Here is a 19169-nt window from a genome sequence, read left to right as displayed (position 1 = left end):
TTCAAAATTTTTATATATCAATGTGGGGGTAAAAGTATGAAGTTTTACAAGATAGACATTTCTGACAAAAGAATATTTGATGAATATTTCAAAGCTTTTCAGCCAGAGATTGCTGACTTGACATTTACAAATCTATTTATGTGGGATCCATTTTATGATATTAACTTTACAGAAGAAGATGGTTTTTTATTAATTATGGCAAAACCTTATAACCAGCCACCATTTTTGCACGGTCCTGTAGGGGTAGATACCAACAAGCTTCCTATTGTAATTGAAAAGGCTAAGAAGTATTTTGAAACTCAAGGTTATAAGTTCATGCTAAAAAGAGCATCTCGAAAGACAATTGATATGTTAACTCAATGTGGTATGAAATTTGAGAGTTTATTAGAAAGGGACCTTTCGGACTATGTTTACAAGGTTCAAGATTTGGTACAATTGAAAGGCAAAAAGTACCATGCAAAGAAGAATCATATAAATAAATTCTTACGGCTTTATGGCGAAAGGTATGAAGTAAAAAAAATTGATGATGAGATTGTCAGGCTTTGCTGGGATTTTGAATGTGAGTGGTATGAAAAGAGAAACGGACAAAATGATGTTGGCCTTACATTTGAGAAGTTGGCAATTGAAAGGGCAATCAAAAACTTTGATAAACTCTCATATGAGGGAATGATCGTTTTTATTGATGGTGAGGTAAAAGCGTTTACCTTTGGTGAGCCTTTAAATAAAAATACAGTTGTGATTCACATTGAAAAAGCTGACCCCGACGTTGAAGGACTCTATACTTTTATCAACAACAGATTCCTTATAGAATTTTGGCAGAACTTTGAATTTGTCAACAGAGAAGAGGACTTAGGGAAAGAAGGTATAAGAAAGGCAAAGATGTCTTATCATCCATTTAAATTTGCCGAAAAGTTTACAGTACTTTTTGATTAACACAAAAATAAACCTTGCCATATAATGAAATTGAGCCATTTGTAAATTTGAAATTTCGTGGAAAAGATAAATTTCAAATTAGTAGAAGAAAATTATTCAATCAAGATTGAAAGAATAAAACAAATTAAAACAAATGCATATTTCATTAAAACAAAGGATAAAAAGAAATATTTTTTAAAACTAAGCAGAGTGGACAAATCGCGCGTAGACTTTATTATGGATGTCTATTCACACCTGAAAAAAACATCGTTCAAAAGCCACCTGATTGACTTTGAAAGAACAATAGATGGTGGCTTTTATTTTTTAGACAACTTTGGAAGAGTTTGTCTTCTGTGCAAATGGATTGATGGTAGAGGAGCAGATTACAAAACATTTTCTGATTTGAAGGTCATTGTAAGCATTTTAGACCATCTTCACACCTCTACAATTTGTTTTGCAAAACAGGAAGATAGAATGCACCTTCCTTGCTATGAAGAGATTTTTCAAAATAAGTATTCACAAATAAAAACAATGGAGAATATTATACATCAAAAAGAAGTATATAGCACATTTGATAAGTGTTTCTTGAAGACCATTCATCGATTTGAGAATAGGTTTGCTGAGTGTATATGTTTTGTGAAAAAAATAGGTAGTTATTTTAGAATGTCGAACCAAAAGGTACTTATCCACCATGACCCTGCTCATCACAACTTTATCTTCGCTGAGGATAATGTATATCTCATAGACTTTGACTATGCTGTTTTTGATTATGATGTGCATGATTTTGTCAACTTAGGTGTGAGGATTTTAAAAACAAATGAGTGGAATATCGACATTTTTAAGTTTTATCTGAAACTGTTAAGGGAAAAAGGTATTCCCAAAAAGTTCTGGTTTGAAGTGTTTTGGATTTTGATGCTTTTTCCCCAGGAGATTTGGCAGGTTGGGCTTCAGTACTACTTTGAAAAACAGCCATGGACTGAAGAGTATTTTTTAAAAAGACTAAAAGGCGCTATTGAAATACAGACAAGAAAGGAGATGATAGTAAATAAGGTTGTAGGGGGGAAGTTGAATTGGCACTGAAAAATATAATCTCGCTTCAGTATGGGATGAATATAAAGAGTATGAAACAACTGCAAAATGAGTTTTTGATAAAAACTGCAAAAGCAGAGTACATTGCTAAAAAAGTAAAGTTGTCTCCGGCAGAGATTGTTTTTATTTACCATTGTCAAGAACATTTGAAGGAAAACAGGTTTGTAAGCTTTGAAAAGATTCTCCCAACAAAGGATGGTTGTCCTTACCTGAGGTTTGACAAATCAGTTTATGTCCTAATTGAACATTTTAAAAAGGAACCAATTGAGATTGTTGATAAAGAAATCTCAAACTGTGTAGAATTTATAAATATGTTTCACGCGGCTTCTACTAACCTTACTTCAACAGTTGGTGCAAGATATAAAGCTTCTTACGGCAAAGACAGAATTGCAGCGAGAAACATGTATTCGGTTTTTACGAAAGTAAAACAAAATCCTAACCTTATCAAAAATGACAGCTTAAAAAAAGTTATTTTAAAGACAATTGATAAAAATATTGAATATGTAGAAAAGGCAACAAAGATATTAGAGGATGACAGATATCTTGACATCATTGGACGATCTATGCAAGAAAATAGGTTTATTCATGGAAAACTTACTCTTCAGAATATAGTAAGGAGCTACAATAAATTAAGACTTCTAAATATGTTCGATGTGGAGCTAAACATTCGCGAAAAAGACATTGCAACCTTTGTCAAAAGCTTACTTAAAAGAAATAAGGACTTGGATTTTGACGAGATTATTGGACGCTTTTACATCACATCTTTTGACCAGTACAGGCAGAAACTAATATTAGCACTTTTGCTTTTGCCATATGAGTATTTTAGCGTGATCAAAAAGCTATTAAAGCTTGGAAATTTGGAGTGGGCATTTAGAGGTTTTGAAGAAAAGATAAATAGAATTTGTGAAAAAGATGAATACAAGCATAAAATTCTCACCTCCCTGCATTAAATATTAGGATTTTTCATATAGTTTTTAGTGGGAGGTGTTTTTTATGATTTTGCTCAGAGAAGAAATAACTCAGTTTTTTGATATAGAGGTTTTTTATTTTATGCCCATTCGTGACATTCTTGTACTGTCCACAGACAGCGGCTTAAAATGCTTTAAAAAGGTTGACTATTCAGTGGAGACACTTTTGTTTATCCACGGTGGAAAGGAACACCTTGTTTCAAGAGGATTTTTAGATATAGACAGGTTTAACTTAAGCAAAGCTGGTGAGCCATATGTTATCTTGAATGACGATATTTATGTTCTCACTGACTGGATAGATGCAAGAGAGTGTGAGCTTGAAAATCCAATTGAGCTAAAAGCTGCAGCGGAAAAGCTTGCTCTCATGCACGAGGCGTCTTATGGTTATACAGATGTCCCGCAAGGTGCGAGAATACGAGACGATTTAGGGAAACTCATGACACGCTTTGAAAAAAGGTGTAACGAGTTTTCGCGTATGAGAAAAATGGCAGAAAAGAGAAAAAGCATGTTTGATTATGAGTATTTATTTACATATTCGTATTATTATGAGCTTGCTAAAGAAGCTTTCGAAAAGATTAAAAATTCTAAATATAGTAGCCTTTGCGAAGAGGCAAGACAAAAAAGAGGTTTTATCCACCGCGACTATTCATACCATAATATACTCTATACCCAAGATGGAGATGTGTATATAATTGACTTTGACTATCTTACGTATGATTTGAGAGTAGTTGATATCGCAAGTTTTATGCAAAAGGTTCTAAAAAGGATTCATTGGGATATAAAAACAGGCGAGAGCATCATAAACTGGTACTCAAACATCTCGCCTTTGAGCAAAGATGAGCTTGAACTGATATATATCATTCTGCTCTTTCCATATAGATACTGGAAAACGTGTAACCGATATTACAATGGTAAGAAAAGCTGGTCTGAAAAGGTGTTTACTGCAAAGCTAAACGAGGTAATTAGCGAAAGAGACTTTCACTATGACTTTATAAAATGGTTGGAAAAGCAGATATAGAAAAAAGGGCTACAAAACCAGAAGACTTGGTTAGTAGCCCCATTTTACTTTCTATAGAATCACCTGCTTGTTCTTATAATAGATAATTCTCAAACCTTCCAACGTCAAAATAGGATTAACAATTTGGATAGTCTTTGACTCTTGAGCAATTAATCTTGCAAGCCCACCTGTTGCAATCACTTTTGCATCCTTTTCATTCATCTCTTCTCTGATTTTGTTTACCATATAATCAACAAGACCAACATATCCGTAGATAATACCTGACTGCATCGCATGCACTGTATTTTTGCCAATGACTGTTGGTGGTTTTTGAAGTTCTATTCTGTGAAGTTTGCTTGCATGGGAAAAAAGAGCTTCTGCTGATATTTTTATTCCAGGTGCAATTGCACCACCAAGGTATTCTGATTTAGAGCTCAGGGCACAAAATGTTGTTGCTGTACCAAAGTCAATTATCACGGCAGGTCCGCCATATAGCTCATTTACAGCAACTGCATTGACAATCCTGTCTGAGCCAACCTCCTTAGGATTTTCAGTTTTGATGTTCAAACCTGTCTTAATTCCAGGTCCTACAACAATCGGTGTGCAATTGAAGTACTTTTGGATGGCCCTTTCAAATGAGTACATTATAGGTGGTACCACAGAAGATATTATAACATCCATTATTTCAGATGGTGATATACCACTGTAGCTTAGCATTTGAGTCATCAAGATTCCGAACTCATCTGCTGCCTTTTCCTTGTCTGTCTTCATCCTGTAGCTTGCAAGAAGGTCTTTTCCTTTATAAACCCCAAACACAATGTTTGTATTTCCAATATCAACAACTAAAAGTTTGTCTTTCATCGTATCTTCACCTTTTAAGAAGTTTATTCAACTACAACAGCAGTTCCTGTGACAGAGACCATTAGCATACTTCCGTTTGTTCCCAAAACCTCATAATCAATGTCAATTCCAACTACAGCATTTGCACCAAGCATTGCAGCCCTGTTTTGAAGTTCTTGCAGAGCTTCTTCTCTTGCCCTTATAAGTTCATTTTCGTATGTTCCGGACCTTCCGCCAAATATGTCTGTGATAGAAGCTATAAAGTCTTTTACAAGATTGACTCCTACAATTACTTCACTGCTCACAATTCCTTTGTAGTCCACAATTTTTTTGCCCTCAATAGAGGGAGTTGTTGTAACAATCATCAAAAAAACCTCCTAAAATTCAAATTCCACATCAGAAAGTCTTCTCTTGAGCTCTTCCATAACTCTTATTTCATCCTCAGGTGTTTTTGCCTCAAATGTGACTGAGAATCTCACAAAATGTCCTGCGTCATCCCATGGAACTGTTGAGATGCACTTTTCTGTGATTAAGTATTCCGAAAACTCTTCAGCTGTCTCAAACCTTCGGCCATTTTTAATTCCCTTTGGAATCTCAACGTACAAATAGAAAGACCCCTTTGGTTTTTGAGCATCAAAACCAAGCTCTCTCAATGTTTTCACAAGAAGGTCATGACGGCGGGAATATTTTTCATTTATCTTCTCAGTAATTTCAGGATGCTCAAGAGCATAAATACCTGCTTTTTGAATTGCCTTAAACTGACCAGAGTCGTTATTGTCTTTGACAGCTGCAAATGCCTTTACAACCAGTTCGTTTCCTGCAACAAACGCAAGTCTCCAACCTGTCATGTTGTATGCTTTTGAAAGTGAATGAATTTCAACTCCAACCTCTTTTGCACCATCAACAGATAAGAAAGATAAAGGTTTGTATCCATCAAACACTAAAGCAGCATATGCAGCGTCATGTACAACTATAATGTTGTTCTTTGCAGCAAACTCAACAACCTCTTCAAAGAATTCCTTTGTTGCAACAGCACCGCATGGGTTGTTTGGATAATTTAAGTACATCAGTTTTGCTCTTTTTTTGATATCAGCAGGAATAGAACTTAAATCCGGCAAGAAGTTATTCTCTTTCAAAAGTGGAACGTTGTAAACCTCTCCGCCAAGCCACTTTGTGATTGTACCAAGCACAGGATAACCTGGCACCGTCATGATTGTCACATCACCAGGGTTTATAAATGCATATGGCAAGAGCGCCAATGCTGACTTTGAACCGATTGCATGGTTGACCTCTGTGTCAGGGTTAATTTCCTTTACACCATATACTCTTTCTAAATACTTTGCAGCTGCTACTTTGAATTCATAAATTCCATTATCAGCATATCCTCTGTTTTCATCTTTTCCAGCTTCATAGGCCAAAGTTCCAATTATACCCATGTCTGCTTTCTCATCCGGCTCACCAACACCCATGTCAATTAGCTCCATATCAGGGTGAAGCTCTTTTGCCTTAGCCTTTGCTCTTTTAATTTTTTCGAACTTATATAAAACTGTCTCTTTTCCAAAGTTGCTTCCACCAATTCGCTCTGCAAACATGTTCTGAATAAAGCTTTCCATTTAATATCTACCTCCTTCAAAAATCACAAATTTATATTTTCTGTGTTATTTTTCTTGTAAATTAGTGGTAATTTATTTTGGTTCCAATGAAATAGAAACATTCAAAACTAATGTGTTAGTGATATTTTAACATAAATCAATAAAAATTTGAAAGGGCAATATGCTTTTATATAGTGTGGAGAATTTTCGAAAAATTTTTTTATCAGAATATCCCTACATTTAAGAAATTGAAAGCAACACAACTACTTAAGTTTTTCCTAATAAATATTTTACACTAAGCTTTTACAAACCATAGCTTATGCACAATTAAAAAATGGAACTTTTAAACCATGAAAAATTTCATTTAACTTTTCCAATTGACCTACAATACCTACCTATGGTATATATCATATCTGAAAATTGCGACTTACAAAAAACAAAGGCAAGGGGGTATAGACAGAATGGAGATTTTAGAGAAAGGTTTAGAAAAAGGCAATAAAAAGAAAACAGGAGCGAAAAAACTCAACTACAAGCCGTTTGTTGCACTTTTGTTGCCGACAGTTATTATAGCTGGTTTGTTTTGTCCTCTAATGGGACTTTTCGCATTTGTATGTATGGCAGGAGCAGTAGTTTTGAGTTTCTATAAAGGAAGATATTGGTGTTACAGATTCTGTCCAAGAGGTGCTTTTTTGGACGAATTCATCTCTAAACTCAGCTTTCAAAGGTCAGTTCCACAAATTTTGAAGTCAGGTTTTTCAAAGGCATTTTGGGTTGTATTTTTCATGCTTATGATAGTTTTGAATGTGATAAGAAGTGGTGGGGATATATATAAGTTTGGCAAGGGAGTAGTTTTGCTTTTGTGGCTTACCTCTTTATTGGCAATAATTGGTGGAATTTTGTTCAAGCCAAGAACGTGGTGTATTGTCTGCCCGATGGGAACAATAAGTGGTTTGGTAGGGAAAAGGAAAAGACCTATTGAAATAGATGTAAGTAAATGTGTTCAGTGTAAGCTTTGTAATAAAAACTGTCCAATGGAGATAGAGGTTTGCTCTTTTAAAGAAAACGGAATAGTGGAAAGTATAAACTGCATAAGGTGTGAAACTTGTGCTAAGGTATGTCCTAAGGATGCTCTTGTGAGCTTAGATTAAAAGCAGCATTTTGAAGAACTGCTTTTTATTTTTTGCTCTTTTATTACTTATATTTCCTTAATTTCAATTATAATTCTTCTTGTTCTGCATTGACTTGAAAATGGTATTGGAATATAATATATTGTGTTCAGGAAATGTTTTAGACACAATATATAGTGGTATAAAATCTTTAAGGCTGTTTAAAATGAGTATTTTAAAGATTGGCATGTGAAAGGGGTAAAGAAAAATGATAACAAAGGTTATGAAAAGGGATGGGACGATTGTTGACTTTGACCGCAAAAAGATAGAAAATGCGATCTTTAAGGCAGCAAAGGCTGTTGGAGGTTCTAATTATTCAATTGCTGAAAAGCTTACTGACCAGGTCATAGAGCTTTTGGAAAAGAAGTTTGGCTATTCAATCCCTCATGTTGAAGACATTCAGGACATAGTAGAAAAGGTTTTGATAGAAAACGGTCATGCAAAGACAGCAAAAGCTTATATCCTTTACAGAAAACAGCATCAGGATATGAGAGAGTTCAAAAACCTGTTTTTGGACATTGAGAATACAGTTGACCAATATATTGGGAAAGAAGACTGGAGAGTAAATGAAAACAGCAACATGAGCTATTCTCTCCAGGGGCTCAATAACCACATATCAACAGCGGTTATTTCAAAGTACTGGCTAAACAAGATATACCCAAAAGAGGTTGCAGAGGCGCATATAAACGGTGATTTTCATCTTCATGATTTGGGTGTTTTAGGCGTATACTGCTGTGGCTGGGATTTGAGAGACCTTCTTTTAAACGGATTTACAGGAGTTGAAGGCAAAGTTGCATCAAAGCCGGCAAAACATTTTAGAAGCGCTCTTGGTCAGGTTGTAAACTTCTTTTATACTCTACAGGGTGAGGCAGCAGGTGCACAGGCATTTTCTAACTTTGACACATACCTTGCACCGTTTATATACTATGACAAACTCACATATTCTGATGTAAAACAAGCACTTCAAGAGTTTGTGTTCAATACAAATGTGCCAACAAGGGTGGGTTTCCAGAGCCCGTTTACAAATATTACGTTGGACTTGGTGCCACCTTCCACTTTGAAAGATGAACCTGTTATCATTGGCGGTCAGATTATGGATAGGACCTATAAAGAGTTTCAACGTGAAATGGATATTTTCAACATGGCATTTGCCGAGGTTATGATGGAAGGAGATGCAAAAGGCAGGATTTTCTCATTCCCGATTCCAACATACAACATAACAAAGGATTTTGACTGGGACAGTCCTGTTGTTGACAAAATCATGGAGATGACAGCAAAGTATGGTCTTCCTTACTTCAGCAATTTTGTAAACTCTGATATGAAACCTGAAGATGCAAGGTCAATGTGTTGCAGACTTAGACTTGACAATCGTGAGCTCAGAAAACGTGGCGGGGGACTTTTTGGTGCAAATCCGCTCACAGGCTCAATTGGAGTTGTTACAATCAACCTTCCAAGAATAGGATACCTGTCAAAGTCCGAAGATGAATACTTTGAAAGATTAGCAAGACTTATGGATATTGCAAAGACAAGCCTTGAAATAAAAAGAGAGGTATTAGAAGATCTTACCAAGAAAGGTTTGTATCCATATTCCAGATTTTATCTGCGCGACATCTATGCACGATTTGGAGAGTATTGGAAGAATCACTTCAATACAATTGGAATTGTTGGAATGCACGAAAGCCTGCTTAACTTCATGGGTGTTGGAATTGATACAAAGGAGGGAAGAGAGTTTGCAATCAAAGTGCTTGACTTTATGAGAGAAAGAATAAGAAAGTACCAAGAAGAAACAGGAATACTTTACAACTTAGAAGCAACACCTGCAGAAGGAACATCATACAGGCTTGCAAGAAAAGACAAGCAGATGTTCCCAGATATAATTACATCAGGAAAAGACGAGCCATTTTACACAAACTCAACCCAGCTGCCTGTTGACTACACAGATGATATATTCACAGCTTTGGACCATCAAGAAGAGCTTCAGATTCGCTACACAGGCGGAACTGTTTTGCACGGCTTTGTTGGTGAAAAGATTGATGACATTCAAGTTTGCAAGGAGATTGTCAAAAAGATTGCTTATAACTATAGAATTCCGTATTATACAATAACACCCACATTCTCTGTATGCCCAGACCACGGATATGTTGCAGGTGAGCACTTTAGCTGTCCGACATGCGGCAAAGAGTGTGAGGTTTACTCAAGAGTTGTTGGCTACTACAGACCCGTTCAGTGCTGGAACAAGGGCAAGCAAGAGGAGTTTAAGTTTAGAAAAGAGTATAAGATTGCAGTTAGAAGGTAAAGGTTTTTGTTATTAGTTTAATTTAAGAAAGGAACTGTCTTTTTAACAGTGAAGGCAGTTCCTTTTTTTGTTTATTATATTACAAAATTAAATTGTAAGTGTAATTTAAAAAATATTGACAATTTTATTTTTGTAGATTAAAATAAAATTAAAGGTTAAAAAATAGAGGTAGTTTTTAAATAAGCTAATGTGATAACGCAAATTTGATGGCCTATATGTAATTAAAGATAGTGAGTATTTAAGACACGAATATACATTATATTCATCTAATTTAGGTATCTATGAACCGGGGCAGTATGATTATTATTGGTCAGCATATGAGAAAAGTGCACAAGGATACGCATTTGTTATCCAAACGTACGAAACACAAATTAATAATAGAGCTTTTATGGCTTTAAGAATTAAAGCAAATGTATCAAATACAACTGTAGCTGATGCATATGGACATTATGCAAAATATACAAGAAGTGTAACACCAAGCATTTCATTTAGTATAAATGGTGCTTCCATAGATATAACGCCAATTTACTAATCTAATAAAAGTACCTAACACGCATGTACAGGTTTATGGATAATGGAGTGAGTTTGCATGAAAAGAAGAAAAATCCCATTTTGTAACAAATATATTGTAATAACATCATTAGCAGCATTATTCTTAATTTTTACATTATTCTTATTTAGCATATTTTCATTTGCTTTTAAAAACAGTCCTTTGTTTATTGAACTAAATGAAAGATATGTTGCTGACGATTTGTCATATTTTTCTGAAGGAAAAGTGGCAGTAAAGTTAAATGGTAAGTATGGCTATATTGATAAAAAAGGAAATAAGGTTACAAATTTTATATTTGACAGTGCTCTCCCTTTTGATGGGGGTGTTGCAAATATATGCAAAAAAGGTAAATGGGGATATATAGATACAAAAGGACATGAGATAATTCCTTGTGTTTTTGATAGTTTTGGTGTTAAGTTCGCAGAAGGATTTCTTTCGAAGAAAAAAAATAAATGGTATTATATAGAACCTAAAGAAGGGAAAATTAGCACATTTAAATATCAATATGATTTAATAAGCAGTATGAGCGAGGGTTTGTCGGCTGTCAAAAAGGGCTCAAAATGGGGCTATATAAATTCAAAGGGCGAACTTGTAATCCCTGTTAGGTTTGAGGCGGCAGGAAGTTTTTCTGAAGGTATTGCACCTGTAAAAGTAAACGGAAAGTGGACTTATATTGATAAAAAAGGAAATTTTATCACCAATTTATTTTTTGATGGCGTGAGTTCTTTTTATAAGGGAAGAGGAATGGTAATTAAAGAAGACAAATTTGGCGTTATTGATAAAAGTGGTAGAATAATTATTAGTCCAAGTTATTCATGGTTAGGATTTTTCGTAAATGAGCTTTCACCTGCAACTTTTGGTGGAAAGGTTGGAGTTGTAAATATTAACGGAGAAATTATTGTGGAGTTTAAGTATGATTCTATAGGATATTTCTTTGACGGTTTAGCAGTTGCTAAAAAAGGGGATAAGTTCGGATATTTAAATGCAAAGGGTAAAGAAGTTATACCGTTTGAATATGATTATGCAACTGACTTTATTGATGGTTTGGCTATTGTCCAAAAAGGAGATTACTCGATGGTAATTGATAGGGAAAATAATATAAAAGCTAAAGTCAAAAAACCTTACCTCTTTTTAAATATTTCTGAAGGCATAGCAATTGTAGAGAATAATAGAAAAATAAAGGGGTTTTATATGTTTGAAGAGCCAGGTAATAAGAAAATGGATAATAATGTAAAGTTAAACTATCAAAATTTCAGGCTTTACAATTAAATATTACTCGTTTGTAAACTAAAAATAAAAAAGAAAGCTAATCAGATATGTTTTTAACACGCTGATTAGCTCTTTTTGTTATATATTACTCTGTTTATTAAATTATCTGCTATCAATACCAGATAAAACAACAAACCACTGATTGGGATACCGAAAAGGTAGAAGAAGTTTTTTGTTTCAATTATTTTTAAAATGGAAATAATTACTGCTGTGCAACAAGATATTAATAATGCTATTTTAGTTAGGTTCCATGGTCTTGTAAAGTCAGGTTTTGTTTGGACTCCAAATTGTTTCCATATATCTTCAAATCCATACCTTCCTATAAGCAATGCTAATTCGGGTAAAAACAAATAGACAATTATAACACTTAACATCAATAGCAGACCGCCAAATGATTTGTTAATAATGGAAAGAATAGTACCCCCAATAAAGCCAATAAAGGCAGGGACTAAAACAAAATATTTAAAAAAGACCTCAAATATTTTACCTATTAACTTCATAGCTTCTCCTCTATTATGTTGCAAATTTTTTTTCATAATATCAAAAAAAACAATTCTTGTAGCTAACAAAAAATATTTAATTTTTATGCAAACTTATTATGCAAAATATCTAAAAATAAAGACTAAAAAGTATATTTTACTTAATCTCTTTTTGTTGATATAATAAAATCAAAATCTTAAGAATTGGAAAGGAGAGAGAAGGTGTATTACATAGGAATTGACCTTGGGGGAACAAACATTGCAGCAGGAATTGTTGATGAAGAAGGGAAAATCATAAAAAAAGGGACTGTTCCGACAGGTGCGCACAGGCACTACTCAGAAATATTAAAAGACATGGCAGAGCTGAGTTTAAATCTTGTAAAAGAGTGTGGGCTTTCTTTGGATGACATTCACTCAGTTGGTATTGGAAGCCCCGGCACACCTGACAATGAAAAGGGAATGATTCTCTATAGCAACAACATTGCTTTTTTGAACGTTCCTATGAGAGAAGAGATTCAAAAATACATTCCAAAGCCTGTTAACATAGAAAACGATGCAAACTGTGCAGCATATGGAGAGTATATAGCAGGTGGTGCAAAAGGCACAAGGATTTCTGTTACAATCACATTGGGAACTGGCATTGGCGGTGGAATTATAATTGACGGAAAAATATACACAGGGGCACATCATGCAGGTGCAGAGCTGGGGCATATGGTTATTTGTGTTGATGGTGAACAGTGCACATGCGGTAGAAGAGGGTGCTGGGAAGCGTACGCATCTGCAACAGCTCTTATTCGAATGACAAGAGAGGCTGCTGCAAGGGATATAAACAGCACTATCATGAAACTTGTAGGGGGCGATATTTCTAAGATTGATGCAAAAACAGCTTTTGATGCAAAGCGAATGGGAGATAGCACTGGTGCAGCAATTGTTGATAGGTATGTAAAATATTTAGCAGAAGGGCTTGTAAATGTTTGCAATATATTTGAACCAGAGGTAATTTGCATTGGCGGAGGAGTTAGCAAAGAGGGTGAATACCTGCTTGGACCGGTAAGAGAGTATGTTTACGAAAAATTCTATTGCAAGCAAATAACACCTCCTAAAATAATTCCAGCTGTCTTAGGAAATGATGCAGGTATAATTGGTGCTGCGCTTTTGGCAAAGCAGATTTAAAGAACTTATAAAAGAAGGTGAGTTTTTGATGTTAATTGAAAAAGGCTCAAAACTTCTTTTTATTGGTGATTCTATCACAGACTGTGGAAGGGCAAGACCGGTTGGCGAAGGTTTGCATTGGAACAATTTGGGCAGCGGGTATGTTTCTCTTGTTTCAGCTCAGCTTCTTGCAAAGTATCCTGAAAGCAAAATAAGAGTTATAAATATGGGTGTTGGAGGAGATACAGTAAGGCATCTCAAAGCGCGCTGGCAGACAGATGTTTTAGATTTAAAACCAGACTGGCTTTCTATAATGATTGGTGTAAATGATGTTTGGCGCCAGTTTGACAATCCACTTATTCCTGAATGTCATGTGTATTTAGATGAGTACAAGTCTACCTTGGAGGAGCTTATAAACTTGACCAAGCCAGACTTAAAAGGGCTTGTTTTGATGTCACCATTTATTATAGAGGACAACAAAGAGGACGCAATGAGAAAGAAGATGGATGAATACAGGTTTGCAATGAAGGAAATAGCACAAAAACATGGTGCCATTTTTGTGGATGTTCAAGAGGCTTTCGATAGATTTTTAAAATACTATCATTCATATTCACTTGCGCTTGACAGAATTCATCCAAATTTAACAGGTCATATGATAATTGCAAACGAGTTTTTGAAAGCAATAGGGTTTTAAAGAATAAAAGCAGGGCAGGCAAAAGGGGGGGTAGCTTTCTTATTTTTGCCTGCCCAATTTTTATATTTTAAATTGTTCAAGATGGATTTCAATCAGGTATTTCAACCCTTTTAATATGCCAAATTTCATCAGCATACTTTTGAATTGTATTGTCACTTGAAAAAATTCCAGATGCTCCTATGTTGATTATCATCATTTTTCGCCAGCGCTTTGTATCTCGGTAGAGTTTATTAATTTTCATTTGAGCTTCATGATATGAATCAAAGTCTTTTAAAACAAAATACTCATCGTTGTATGTTATCAGATGATGATATATATCCATAAACTCATCCTTTGGCACATCAAAGAAGTTTCCAATCAGCTGGTCAATAAGCTTTCTAATTCGCAAATCCTTCTGGTAAAGCTGAGAGCTACTGTATCCACCGTTTTTGTAGTAGTCCAAAACCTCTTCTGCCAAAAGTCCAAATATCACAATATTCTCATCACCCACAGCTTCTTTTATTTCAACATTTGCACCATCCAAAGTTCCTAAGGTAATTGCTCCGTTCATCATAAACTTCATATTGCCTGTGCCAGAAGCTTCTTTTGAAGCTGTTGAGATTTGCTCTGACACGTCTGCAGCAGGAATAATCTTTTCTGCCAACGACACACAGTAGTTTTCTAAAAATACAACCTTTAACTTGTCTTTTACATCTGGGTCTTTGTTGACTTTTTCAGCAATGGAATTTATGAGTTTTATAATCTTTTTGGCAAGGATATAACCAGGTGCTGCTTTTGCTGCAAAGATGAAAGTTCGCGGATAAATATCTAAATTTGGATTTTCTTTTAACATATTGTAAAGATGTAAAATATGAAGAGCGTTTAAAAGCTGGCGTTTGTAAGCATGGAGCCTCTTTGCCTGAATATCGATGATTGAACGTGGGTCAACAACTATGTTGTACTTGTCTTTTATATACTTTGCAAGCTTTATCTTGTTGTTGAATTTAATGTTGCTACATAGCTCTTGGGTGAGTTTGTCATCTGCAAAGTCTTTGAACTTTAGCATCAGCATTGGCTCTTTTATCCACCTATCTGTCTGAAGACACTCAGAGATAAGCCTTGCCAGGTCTGGATTTGCCTCAACCAGCCATCTTCTGTGTGTAATTCCATTTGTTTTGTTGTTAAATTTTTCTGGATATAAGGTGTAAAAACATTTCAATACTTCATTTTTCAAAATTTCAGTATGAAGCTTTGAAACGCCGTTTACTGACTTACTTCCAATGACAGCTAAGTGTGCCATGTTTATTTGACCGTCGTGAATGATGGCCATATTGCAAACTTTTTGCCAATCGCCGTTTGTTTTTTCAAGCATCTCGCTGCAAAATCTTCTGTTGATTTCTTCAATAATTGTATATATCCTTGGAAGAAGAGTCCTAACCATGTCAATTGGCCACTTTTCCAGAGCTTCAGCCATTATTGTATGATTTGTATATGCCACAGTGTTAGTAGTAATCTCCCACGCTTCTTCCCAGCCCAAACCTTCTTCGTCGATCAATATTCTCATAAGTTCTGGAATGACAAGTGCTGGGTGTGTGTCGTTGATTTGTATCATTACATAGTTTGGAAGCTCATATATAGGCTTTCCTCTTTTTTTGAATGTCCTGATAATACTTTGAACCCCGGCTGACACAAAGAAGTATTCCTGTTTTAGCCGAAGAATTCTATTTTGTTCGTTTGTATCATCAGGATATAAAACCTGAGTTATAGACTGTACCATGTACCTGTACTCAACAGCCTTTATATAATCACCTCTTGAAAACGATGCAAAGTCAAATACATTTTCAAACGGTTCAGCACTCCAAAGTCTTAAAGTATTTACAGTGTTGCAGCCATATCCAATTATAGGAATATCATAAGGTATTGCCCATACAGACTCATAGTTTTCATGGAAGGCTTTCAGTTTTCCATCAACAATGTCAAAACGCACTGTTCCGCCAAACTTTACAATGCAAGCTCTATCGCTTCTTTTTACCTCCCACACATACTCTTCCGAAAGCCAGTTATCAGGAACTTCTATTTGATACCCGTTTTGAATCTTCTGCTCAAAAAGACCATAGCGGTATCTGATGCCATTTCCATGACCAGGAAGACCCATTGAAGCCATTGAGTCTAAAAAACACGCAGCAAGTCTGCCAAGGCCTCCATTTCCAAGGCCCGGCTCTCTTTCTGCCTCCTCAATTTCTTCAAGTGAAAGTCCAAGCTCATTTAGTGCTTCTTTGCACACATCACGAATTCCCAAGTTGATTAGATTGTTCACAAGAAGCTTGCCGAGCAAAAACTCAATAGAGAAGTAGTAAACTTGTTTAACATCGTTTTGTTTGTAGTATTTATTTGTTTTTAGCCATCTTTCAAAAGAATATTCCTTTATAACCTCACCAAGCGCAAGGTACTGCTGATAAGTTGTTGCTTCTTTTGGGTCTATGGCAAAAAGGGAGATTATCTTTCGCTGAAAATCATTCTTTATCTTTTCTTTGAGCTCATCTTTGCTGAGTCCTGCAATTCCATTAACCATTTGAAGTTTTTCCTCCTGCTTTTTTAAAATTTATTTTAACAGCTGTTCATACACTCTATTGTACTCACCTGCTGAAGCATTCCACGAATTGTCTCTTGTCATTGCTTGATGAACAATAGACCTCCACTGTGCTTTATCTGAGTAAATAGACAGTGCGTACTTTATAATAGCAAAAAGCTCTGCTGGGTCATAGTTTGCAAATGAAAATCCCCAGCCTTCACCTGTAAACTGATTATAAGGTTTTACCGTATCTTTAAGCCCACCAGTTTCTCTCACAATCGGCACAGTTCCATATCTCATAGCAATGAGCTGGGATATTCCACAAGGCTCTGTCAAAGACGGCATTAAATATATGTCAGATCCAGCATAAATTTTTCGTGCAAGTTCTTCACTGTAGCATATGTTTGCAGAGACCTTAGATGGGTATGCTATAGCATAGTATTTGAACATCTGCTCATAGTGATAATCACCGGCCCCTAAGATAACAAGCTGAACAGGCAGTGTCAAAAGCCTGCTTAAGATTCTCTCAATAAGATCAATTCCCTTTTCCTTTGTCAGCCTTGAGACCATACCGATGAGTACAATATCATCTGAAACGGGCAGGTTTAACATCTGCTGGAGTCTAAACTTATTTTCTTTTTTACGACTCTCAAACGTATTTGCATCATAATTTACAAAAATAAGTTTGTCTGTTGCAGGATTGCAAACTTCGTAGTCAATTCCGTTAACAATGCCTACTAATTTTTCTCCAATTCCAGACAAAAGTCCATGTAGTCCTTCGCCGTATGAAAGTGTCCTAATTTCATTGGCATATGTTTTACTAACTGTTACAACTTTGTCTGCAAAGATAATGCCACCTTTTAAAAATGAGATTGCATCATAATACTTGAGCTTGTTTTCGTCGAAGTATTCATCGGGCAAAGAAAGAAGGTCATACATGACCTCTTTTGGGAATACTCCTTGATATCTTAAATTGTGGATTGTAAGTACTGTTTTTATCTTTTGGTGCTTTGGAGAGTGACTGTAATGAGCTTTCAGTAAGACTGGTATTACACTTGTGTGCCAGTCGTTTACATGGATTATGTCAACATCAAAGTCAAGATGGTAGATAGCTTCACAAACTGCTCTTGAAAAGTAAGAGAATCTCTCACCATCGTCGTAGTACCCATAATAGCCAGGTCTTTTGAGGTAGTATTCATTGTCAATAAAATAGAAGGGTATTCCATCAAAATTGAGGTATTCAATTCCACAGTATTGGTTTCTCCATCCAACAGGAACAGTAAAGTGGCAAAGGTGTTTCATTTTTGTTGTATAATCAGAGGGAATATCACCATACTTGGGCATAATTACCCTTATATCAACACCAAGCTTTCTGAGGGCTTTTGGAAGAGAGTATGCAACGTCTGCAAGACCACCTGTTTTTGCAAACGGAAATGCTTCTGATACAGCAAAAAGTACATTCATAGTCTTTTCACCTCTTTTAGAACACTAAAGTCAACTTTACTTTGTTTTTCCATCACAAGAGGATTTTTGTTATGTCCAATCAAGGTTGCGTTTGAGTCAATTACAACATTTTTGTCAAGAATCACGTTTTTCAAAACTGCTCCACTTTTGATAATACACTTTGAAAATATTATACTATTTTCTACCACCGCATCTTTTTCAATTACAACCCCACGCGAAATTATACTGTTTTTTACTTTTCCTTTAATTAAACAGCCATTTGAAATAAAAGAGTTTTCAACATCACATGTAGAAAAGTATCGAGTTGGTGGTGAGTCGTTGGATTTTGTGTAAATTGGCCTTTCTTTTGAAAAGAGCTCTGACTGAATATCAACATTTAACATATCCATTGATACCTTGAAATATGAAGATATTGAATTTATACACCCAACGTATCCTTTGAACTCATAAGCATTTACATTCATATTTTGGACGTTTTTATACACAAAATCCCTAAACGAACCACAATTGCCGTTTTCCAAACAGCCTAAAATACATTCGATTAAAAATTCTTTGCTAAGCAAAAACATGTCCAAGGAAATATTAACAAGTATGCGCCTTCCAATGTTCTTCCCAACTCCCACGACCTTTGAGTCTTGGTCTAAAATCAGGGTTGGTGCATCTAAGAAAAGGTCATCTTCATTGCTTACCTTTTTGTAAACAACTGTAATATCGGCATTTGTCTCTTCATGGTATTTTGCGACTTCTTCAAAATCAATATTGCAAATCATATGTGATAAAGTAAATATCACCATTTCTTTTCTGCTGCGAAGTAAGAACTCCATATTGCTTTTCAAAAGCTTTATATCACTGATTGAAGGTGGATCATAAGAATAATTAAAGATGTAAAGACCACCTACTTTTCTATTTAAATCCCATGGCTTGCCTGTTCCTACATGGTCAATAAGTGACCTTGACTTGGTTGGCGCTAAAATTCCAACATTTGTAATGCCTGCATTAACAAGGTTTGAGAGTGCAAAATCAATTGCTCTATATCTTCCAAAGATAGGTATAGCGCCTAAAGGTCTTGTGGCTGTTAAACTTTTTAATTTACTATCGTTTTCTGTAAGACTTACAATGCCCAAGTAATTTGTAAGCATTTTAATCTCCC

16 protein-coding genes are annotated in these 19169 nt (G+C 35.4%); 9 read left to right on the top strand and 7 right to left on the bottom strand.

Features of this window, described 5'->3' with window-relative positions:
- Window positions 1–36 precede the first annotated feature (36 nt).
- Genes H964_RS07585 through H964_RS07570 form a run of 4 tightly spaced genes read left to right on the top strand, consistent with a single transcriptional unit; the run spans window position 37 to window position 3987 of the window.
- Window positions 37–933: a DUF2156 domain-containing protein gene (locus H964_RS07585; RefSeq protein ID WP_039766285.1), complete on the top strand. Its 897-nt coding sequence runs from the start codon at window positions 37–39 to the stop codon at window positions 931–933.
- A gap of 57 nt (window positions 934–990) precedes the next feature.
- Window positions 991–1992: a phosphotransferase gene (locus H964_RS07580; protein WP_011916333.1), complete on the top strand. Its 1002-nt coding sequence runs from the start codon at window positions 991–993 to the stop codon at window positions 1990–1992.
- Entirely contained in the window at window positions 1983–2951 is a 969-nt protein-coding gene (locus H964_RS07575; RefSeq protein WP_011916334.1) for a hypothetical protein, read from the top strand. Before H964_RS07580 ends, H964_RS07575 begins: the two co-directional genes overlap by 10 nt.
- Before the next feature lie 43 nt (window positions 2952–2994).
- Entirely contained in the window at window positions 2995–3987 is a 993-nt protein-coding gene (locus H964_RS07570) for a CotS family spore coat protein (RefSeq protein WP_011916335.1), read from the top strand.
- Window positions 3988–4038: 51 nt separating this feature from the next.
- On the opposite strand, the gene H964_RS07565 is transcribed toward H964_RS07570, so the two are convergent.
- Genes H964_RS07565 through H964_RS07555 form a run of 3 tightly spaced genes read right to left on the bottom strand, consistent with a single transcriptional unit; the run spans window position 4039 to window position 6419 of the window.
- Window positions 4039–4827 (bottom strand): type III pantothenate kinase, encoded by a 789-nt coding sequence (locus H964_RS07565; RefSeq protein ID WP_011916336.1) that lies wholly within the window; start codon window positions 4825–4827, stop codon window positions 4039–4041.
- Window positions 4828–4850: 23 nt separating this feature from the next.
- A complete protein-coding gene (locus H964_RS07560; protein WP_011916337.1) occupies window positions 4851–5171 on the bottom strand; it encodes a heavy metal-binding domain-containing protein in 321 nt (106 codons plus the stop codon).
- 12 nt (window positions 5172–5183) lie between these two features.
- Entirely contained in the window at window positions 5184–6419 is a 1236-nt protein-coding gene (locus tag H964_RS07555) for an LL-diaminopimelate aminotransferase (protein ID WP_011916338.1), read from the bottom strand.
- 440 nt (window positions 6420–6859) lie between these two features.
- On the opposite strand from H964_RS07555, the gene H964_RS07550 reads away from it, so the two are divergent.
- The 3 genes from H964_RS07550 to H964_RS07540 all read left to right on the top strand — a co-directional run bounded on the left by H964_RS07550 (window position 6860) and on the right by H964_RS07540 (window position 11679).
- Window positions 6860–7546 (top strand): 4Fe-4S binding protein, encoded by a 687-nt coding sequence (locus tag H964_RS07550; RefSeq protein WP_039766282.1) that lies wholly within the window; start codon window positions 6860–6862, stop codon window positions 7544–7546.
- A gap of 226 nt (window positions 7547–7772) precedes the next feature.
- Window positions 7773–9860 (top strand): ribonucleoside triphosphate reductase, encoded by a 2088-nt coding sequence (locus tag H964_RS07545; protein ID WP_039766280.1) that lies wholly within the window; start codon window positions 7773–7775, stop codon window positions 9858–9860.
- A 589-nt stretch (window positions 9861–10449) separates the two neighbouring features.
- Window positions 10450–11679, top strand: coding sequence for a WG repeat-containing protein (locus H964_RS07540; protein WP_051109318.1), 1230 nt, complete (start codon window positions 10450–10452; stop codon window positions 11677–11679).
- A 65-nt stretch (window positions 11680–11744) separates the two neighbouring features.
- Here H964_RS07540 and H964_RS07535 read toward each other — a convergent pair whose 3' ends face one another.
- Window positions 11745–12179 carry a hypothetical protein gene (locus tag H964_RS07535; protein ID WP_039766278.1) on the bottom strand — a complete coding sequence of 145 codons (435 nt, stop codon included), beginning with the start codon at window positions 12177–12179 and terminating at the stop codon, window positions 11745–11747.
- Window positions 12180–12380: 201 nt separating this feature from the next.
- On the opposite strand from H964_RS07535, the gene H964_RS07530 reads away from it, so the two are divergent.
- Window positions 12381–13331, top strand: coding sequence for an ROK family protein (locus tag H964_RS07530; RefSeq protein ID WP_039766276.1), 951 nt, complete (start codon window positions 12381–12383; stop codon window positions 13329–13331).
- A gap of 28 nt (window positions 13332–13359) precedes the next feature.
- A complete protein-coding gene (locus H964_RS07525) occupies window positions 13360–14004 on the top strand; it encodes an SGNH/GDSL hydrolase family protein (protein ID WP_039766332.1) in 645 nt (214 codons plus the stop codon).
- An 88-nt stretch (window positions 14005–14092) separates the two neighbouring features.
- Here the strand turns inward: H964_RS07525 and H964_RS07520 are convergent, their stop codons facing one another.
- From H964_RS07520 to glgD, 3 genes are read right to left on the bottom strand one after another with little or no spacing between them, the layout of a single operon-like run.
- Window positions 14093–16555, bottom strand: a complete 2463-nt coding sequence (locus tag H964_RS07520) for a glycogen/starch/alpha-glucan phosphorylase (RefSeq protein ID WP_039766274.1) — start codon at window positions 16553–16555, stop codon at window positions 14093–14095.
- 30 nt (window positions 16556–16585) lie between these two features.
- A complete protein-coding gene (gene glgA, locus H964_RS07515; protein WP_039766272.1) occupies window positions 16586–18019 on the bottom strand; it encodes a glycogen synthase GlgA in 1434 nt (477 codons plus the stop codon).
- A complete protein-coding gene (gene glgD / locus H964_RS07510) occupies window positions 18016–19158 on the bottom strand; it encodes a glucose-1-phosphate adenylyltransferase subunit GlgD (protein WP_039766269.1) in 1143 nt (380 codons plus the stop codon). Before glgD ends, glgA begins: the two co-directional genes overlap by 4 nt.
- Window positions 19159–19169: the final 11 nt, after the last annotated feature.

Origin of the sequence: Caldicellulosiruptor sp. F32, assembly GCF_000404025.1 — a bacterium.
Lineage (GTDB): Bacteria > Bacillota > Thermoanaerobacteria > Caldicellulosiruptorales > Caldicellulosiruptoraceae > Caldicellulosiruptor > Caldicellulosiruptor saccharolyticus.
This window is presented reverse-complemented; position numbering and strand designations above follow the sequence as displayed.

Excerpts from the sequence above, each read along its gene's own strand:
- H964_RS07520 (WP_039766274.1), bottom strand. The coding sequence starts at position 16,555 with ATGGTTAATGGAATTGCAGGACTCAGCAAAGATGAGCTCAAAGAAAAG.
- H964_RS07545 (WP_039766280.1), top strand. The coding sequence starts at position 7,773 with ATGATAACAAAGGTTATGAAAAGGGATGGGACGATTGTTGACTTTGAC.
- glgD (WP_039766269.1), bottom strand. The coding sequence starts at position 19,158 with ATGCTTACAAATTACTTGGGCATTGTAAGTCTTACAGAAAACGATAGT.
- glgA (WP_039766272.1), bottom strand. The coding sequence starts at position 18,019 with ATGAATGTACTTTTTGCTGTATCAGAAGCATTTCCGTTTGCAAAAACA.
- H964_RS07555 (WP_011916338.1), bottom strand. The coding sequence starts at position 6,419 with ATGGAAAGCTTTATTCAGAACATGTTTGCAGAGCGAATTGGTGGAAGC.
- H964_RS07570 (WP_011916335.1), top strand. The coding sequence starts at position 2,995 with ATGATTTTGCTCAGAGAAGAAATAACTCAGTTTTTTGATATAGAGGTT.
- H964_RS07525 (WP_039766332.1), top strand. The coding sequence starts at position 13,360 with ATGTTAATTGAAAAAGGCTCAAAACTTCTTTTTATTGGTGATTCTATC.
- H964_RS07535 (WP_039766278.1), bottom strand. The coding sequence starts at position 12,179 with ATGAAGTTAATAGGTAAAATATTTGAGGTCTTTTTTAAATATTTTGTT.
- H964_RS07550 (WP_039766282.1), top strand. The coding sequence starts at position 6,860 with ATGGAGATTTTAGAGAAAGGTTTAGAAAAAGGCAATAAAAAGAAAACA.
- H964_RS07565 (WP_011916336.1), bottom strand. The coding sequence starts at position 4,827 with ATGAAAGACAAACTTTTAGTTGTTGATATTGGAAATACAAACATTGTG.
- H964_RS07540 (WP_051109318.1), top strand. The coding sequence starts at position 10,450 with ATGAAAAGAAGAAAAATCCCATTTTGTAACAAATATATTGTAATAACA.
- H964_RS07560 (WP_011916337.1), bottom strand. The coding sequence starts at position 5,171 with ATGATTGTTACAACAACTCCCTCTATTGAGGGCAAAAAAATTGTGGAC.
- H964_RS07585 (WP_039766285.1), top strand. The coding sequence starts at position 37 with ATGAAGTTTTACAAGATAGACATTTCTGACAAAAGAATATTTGATGAA.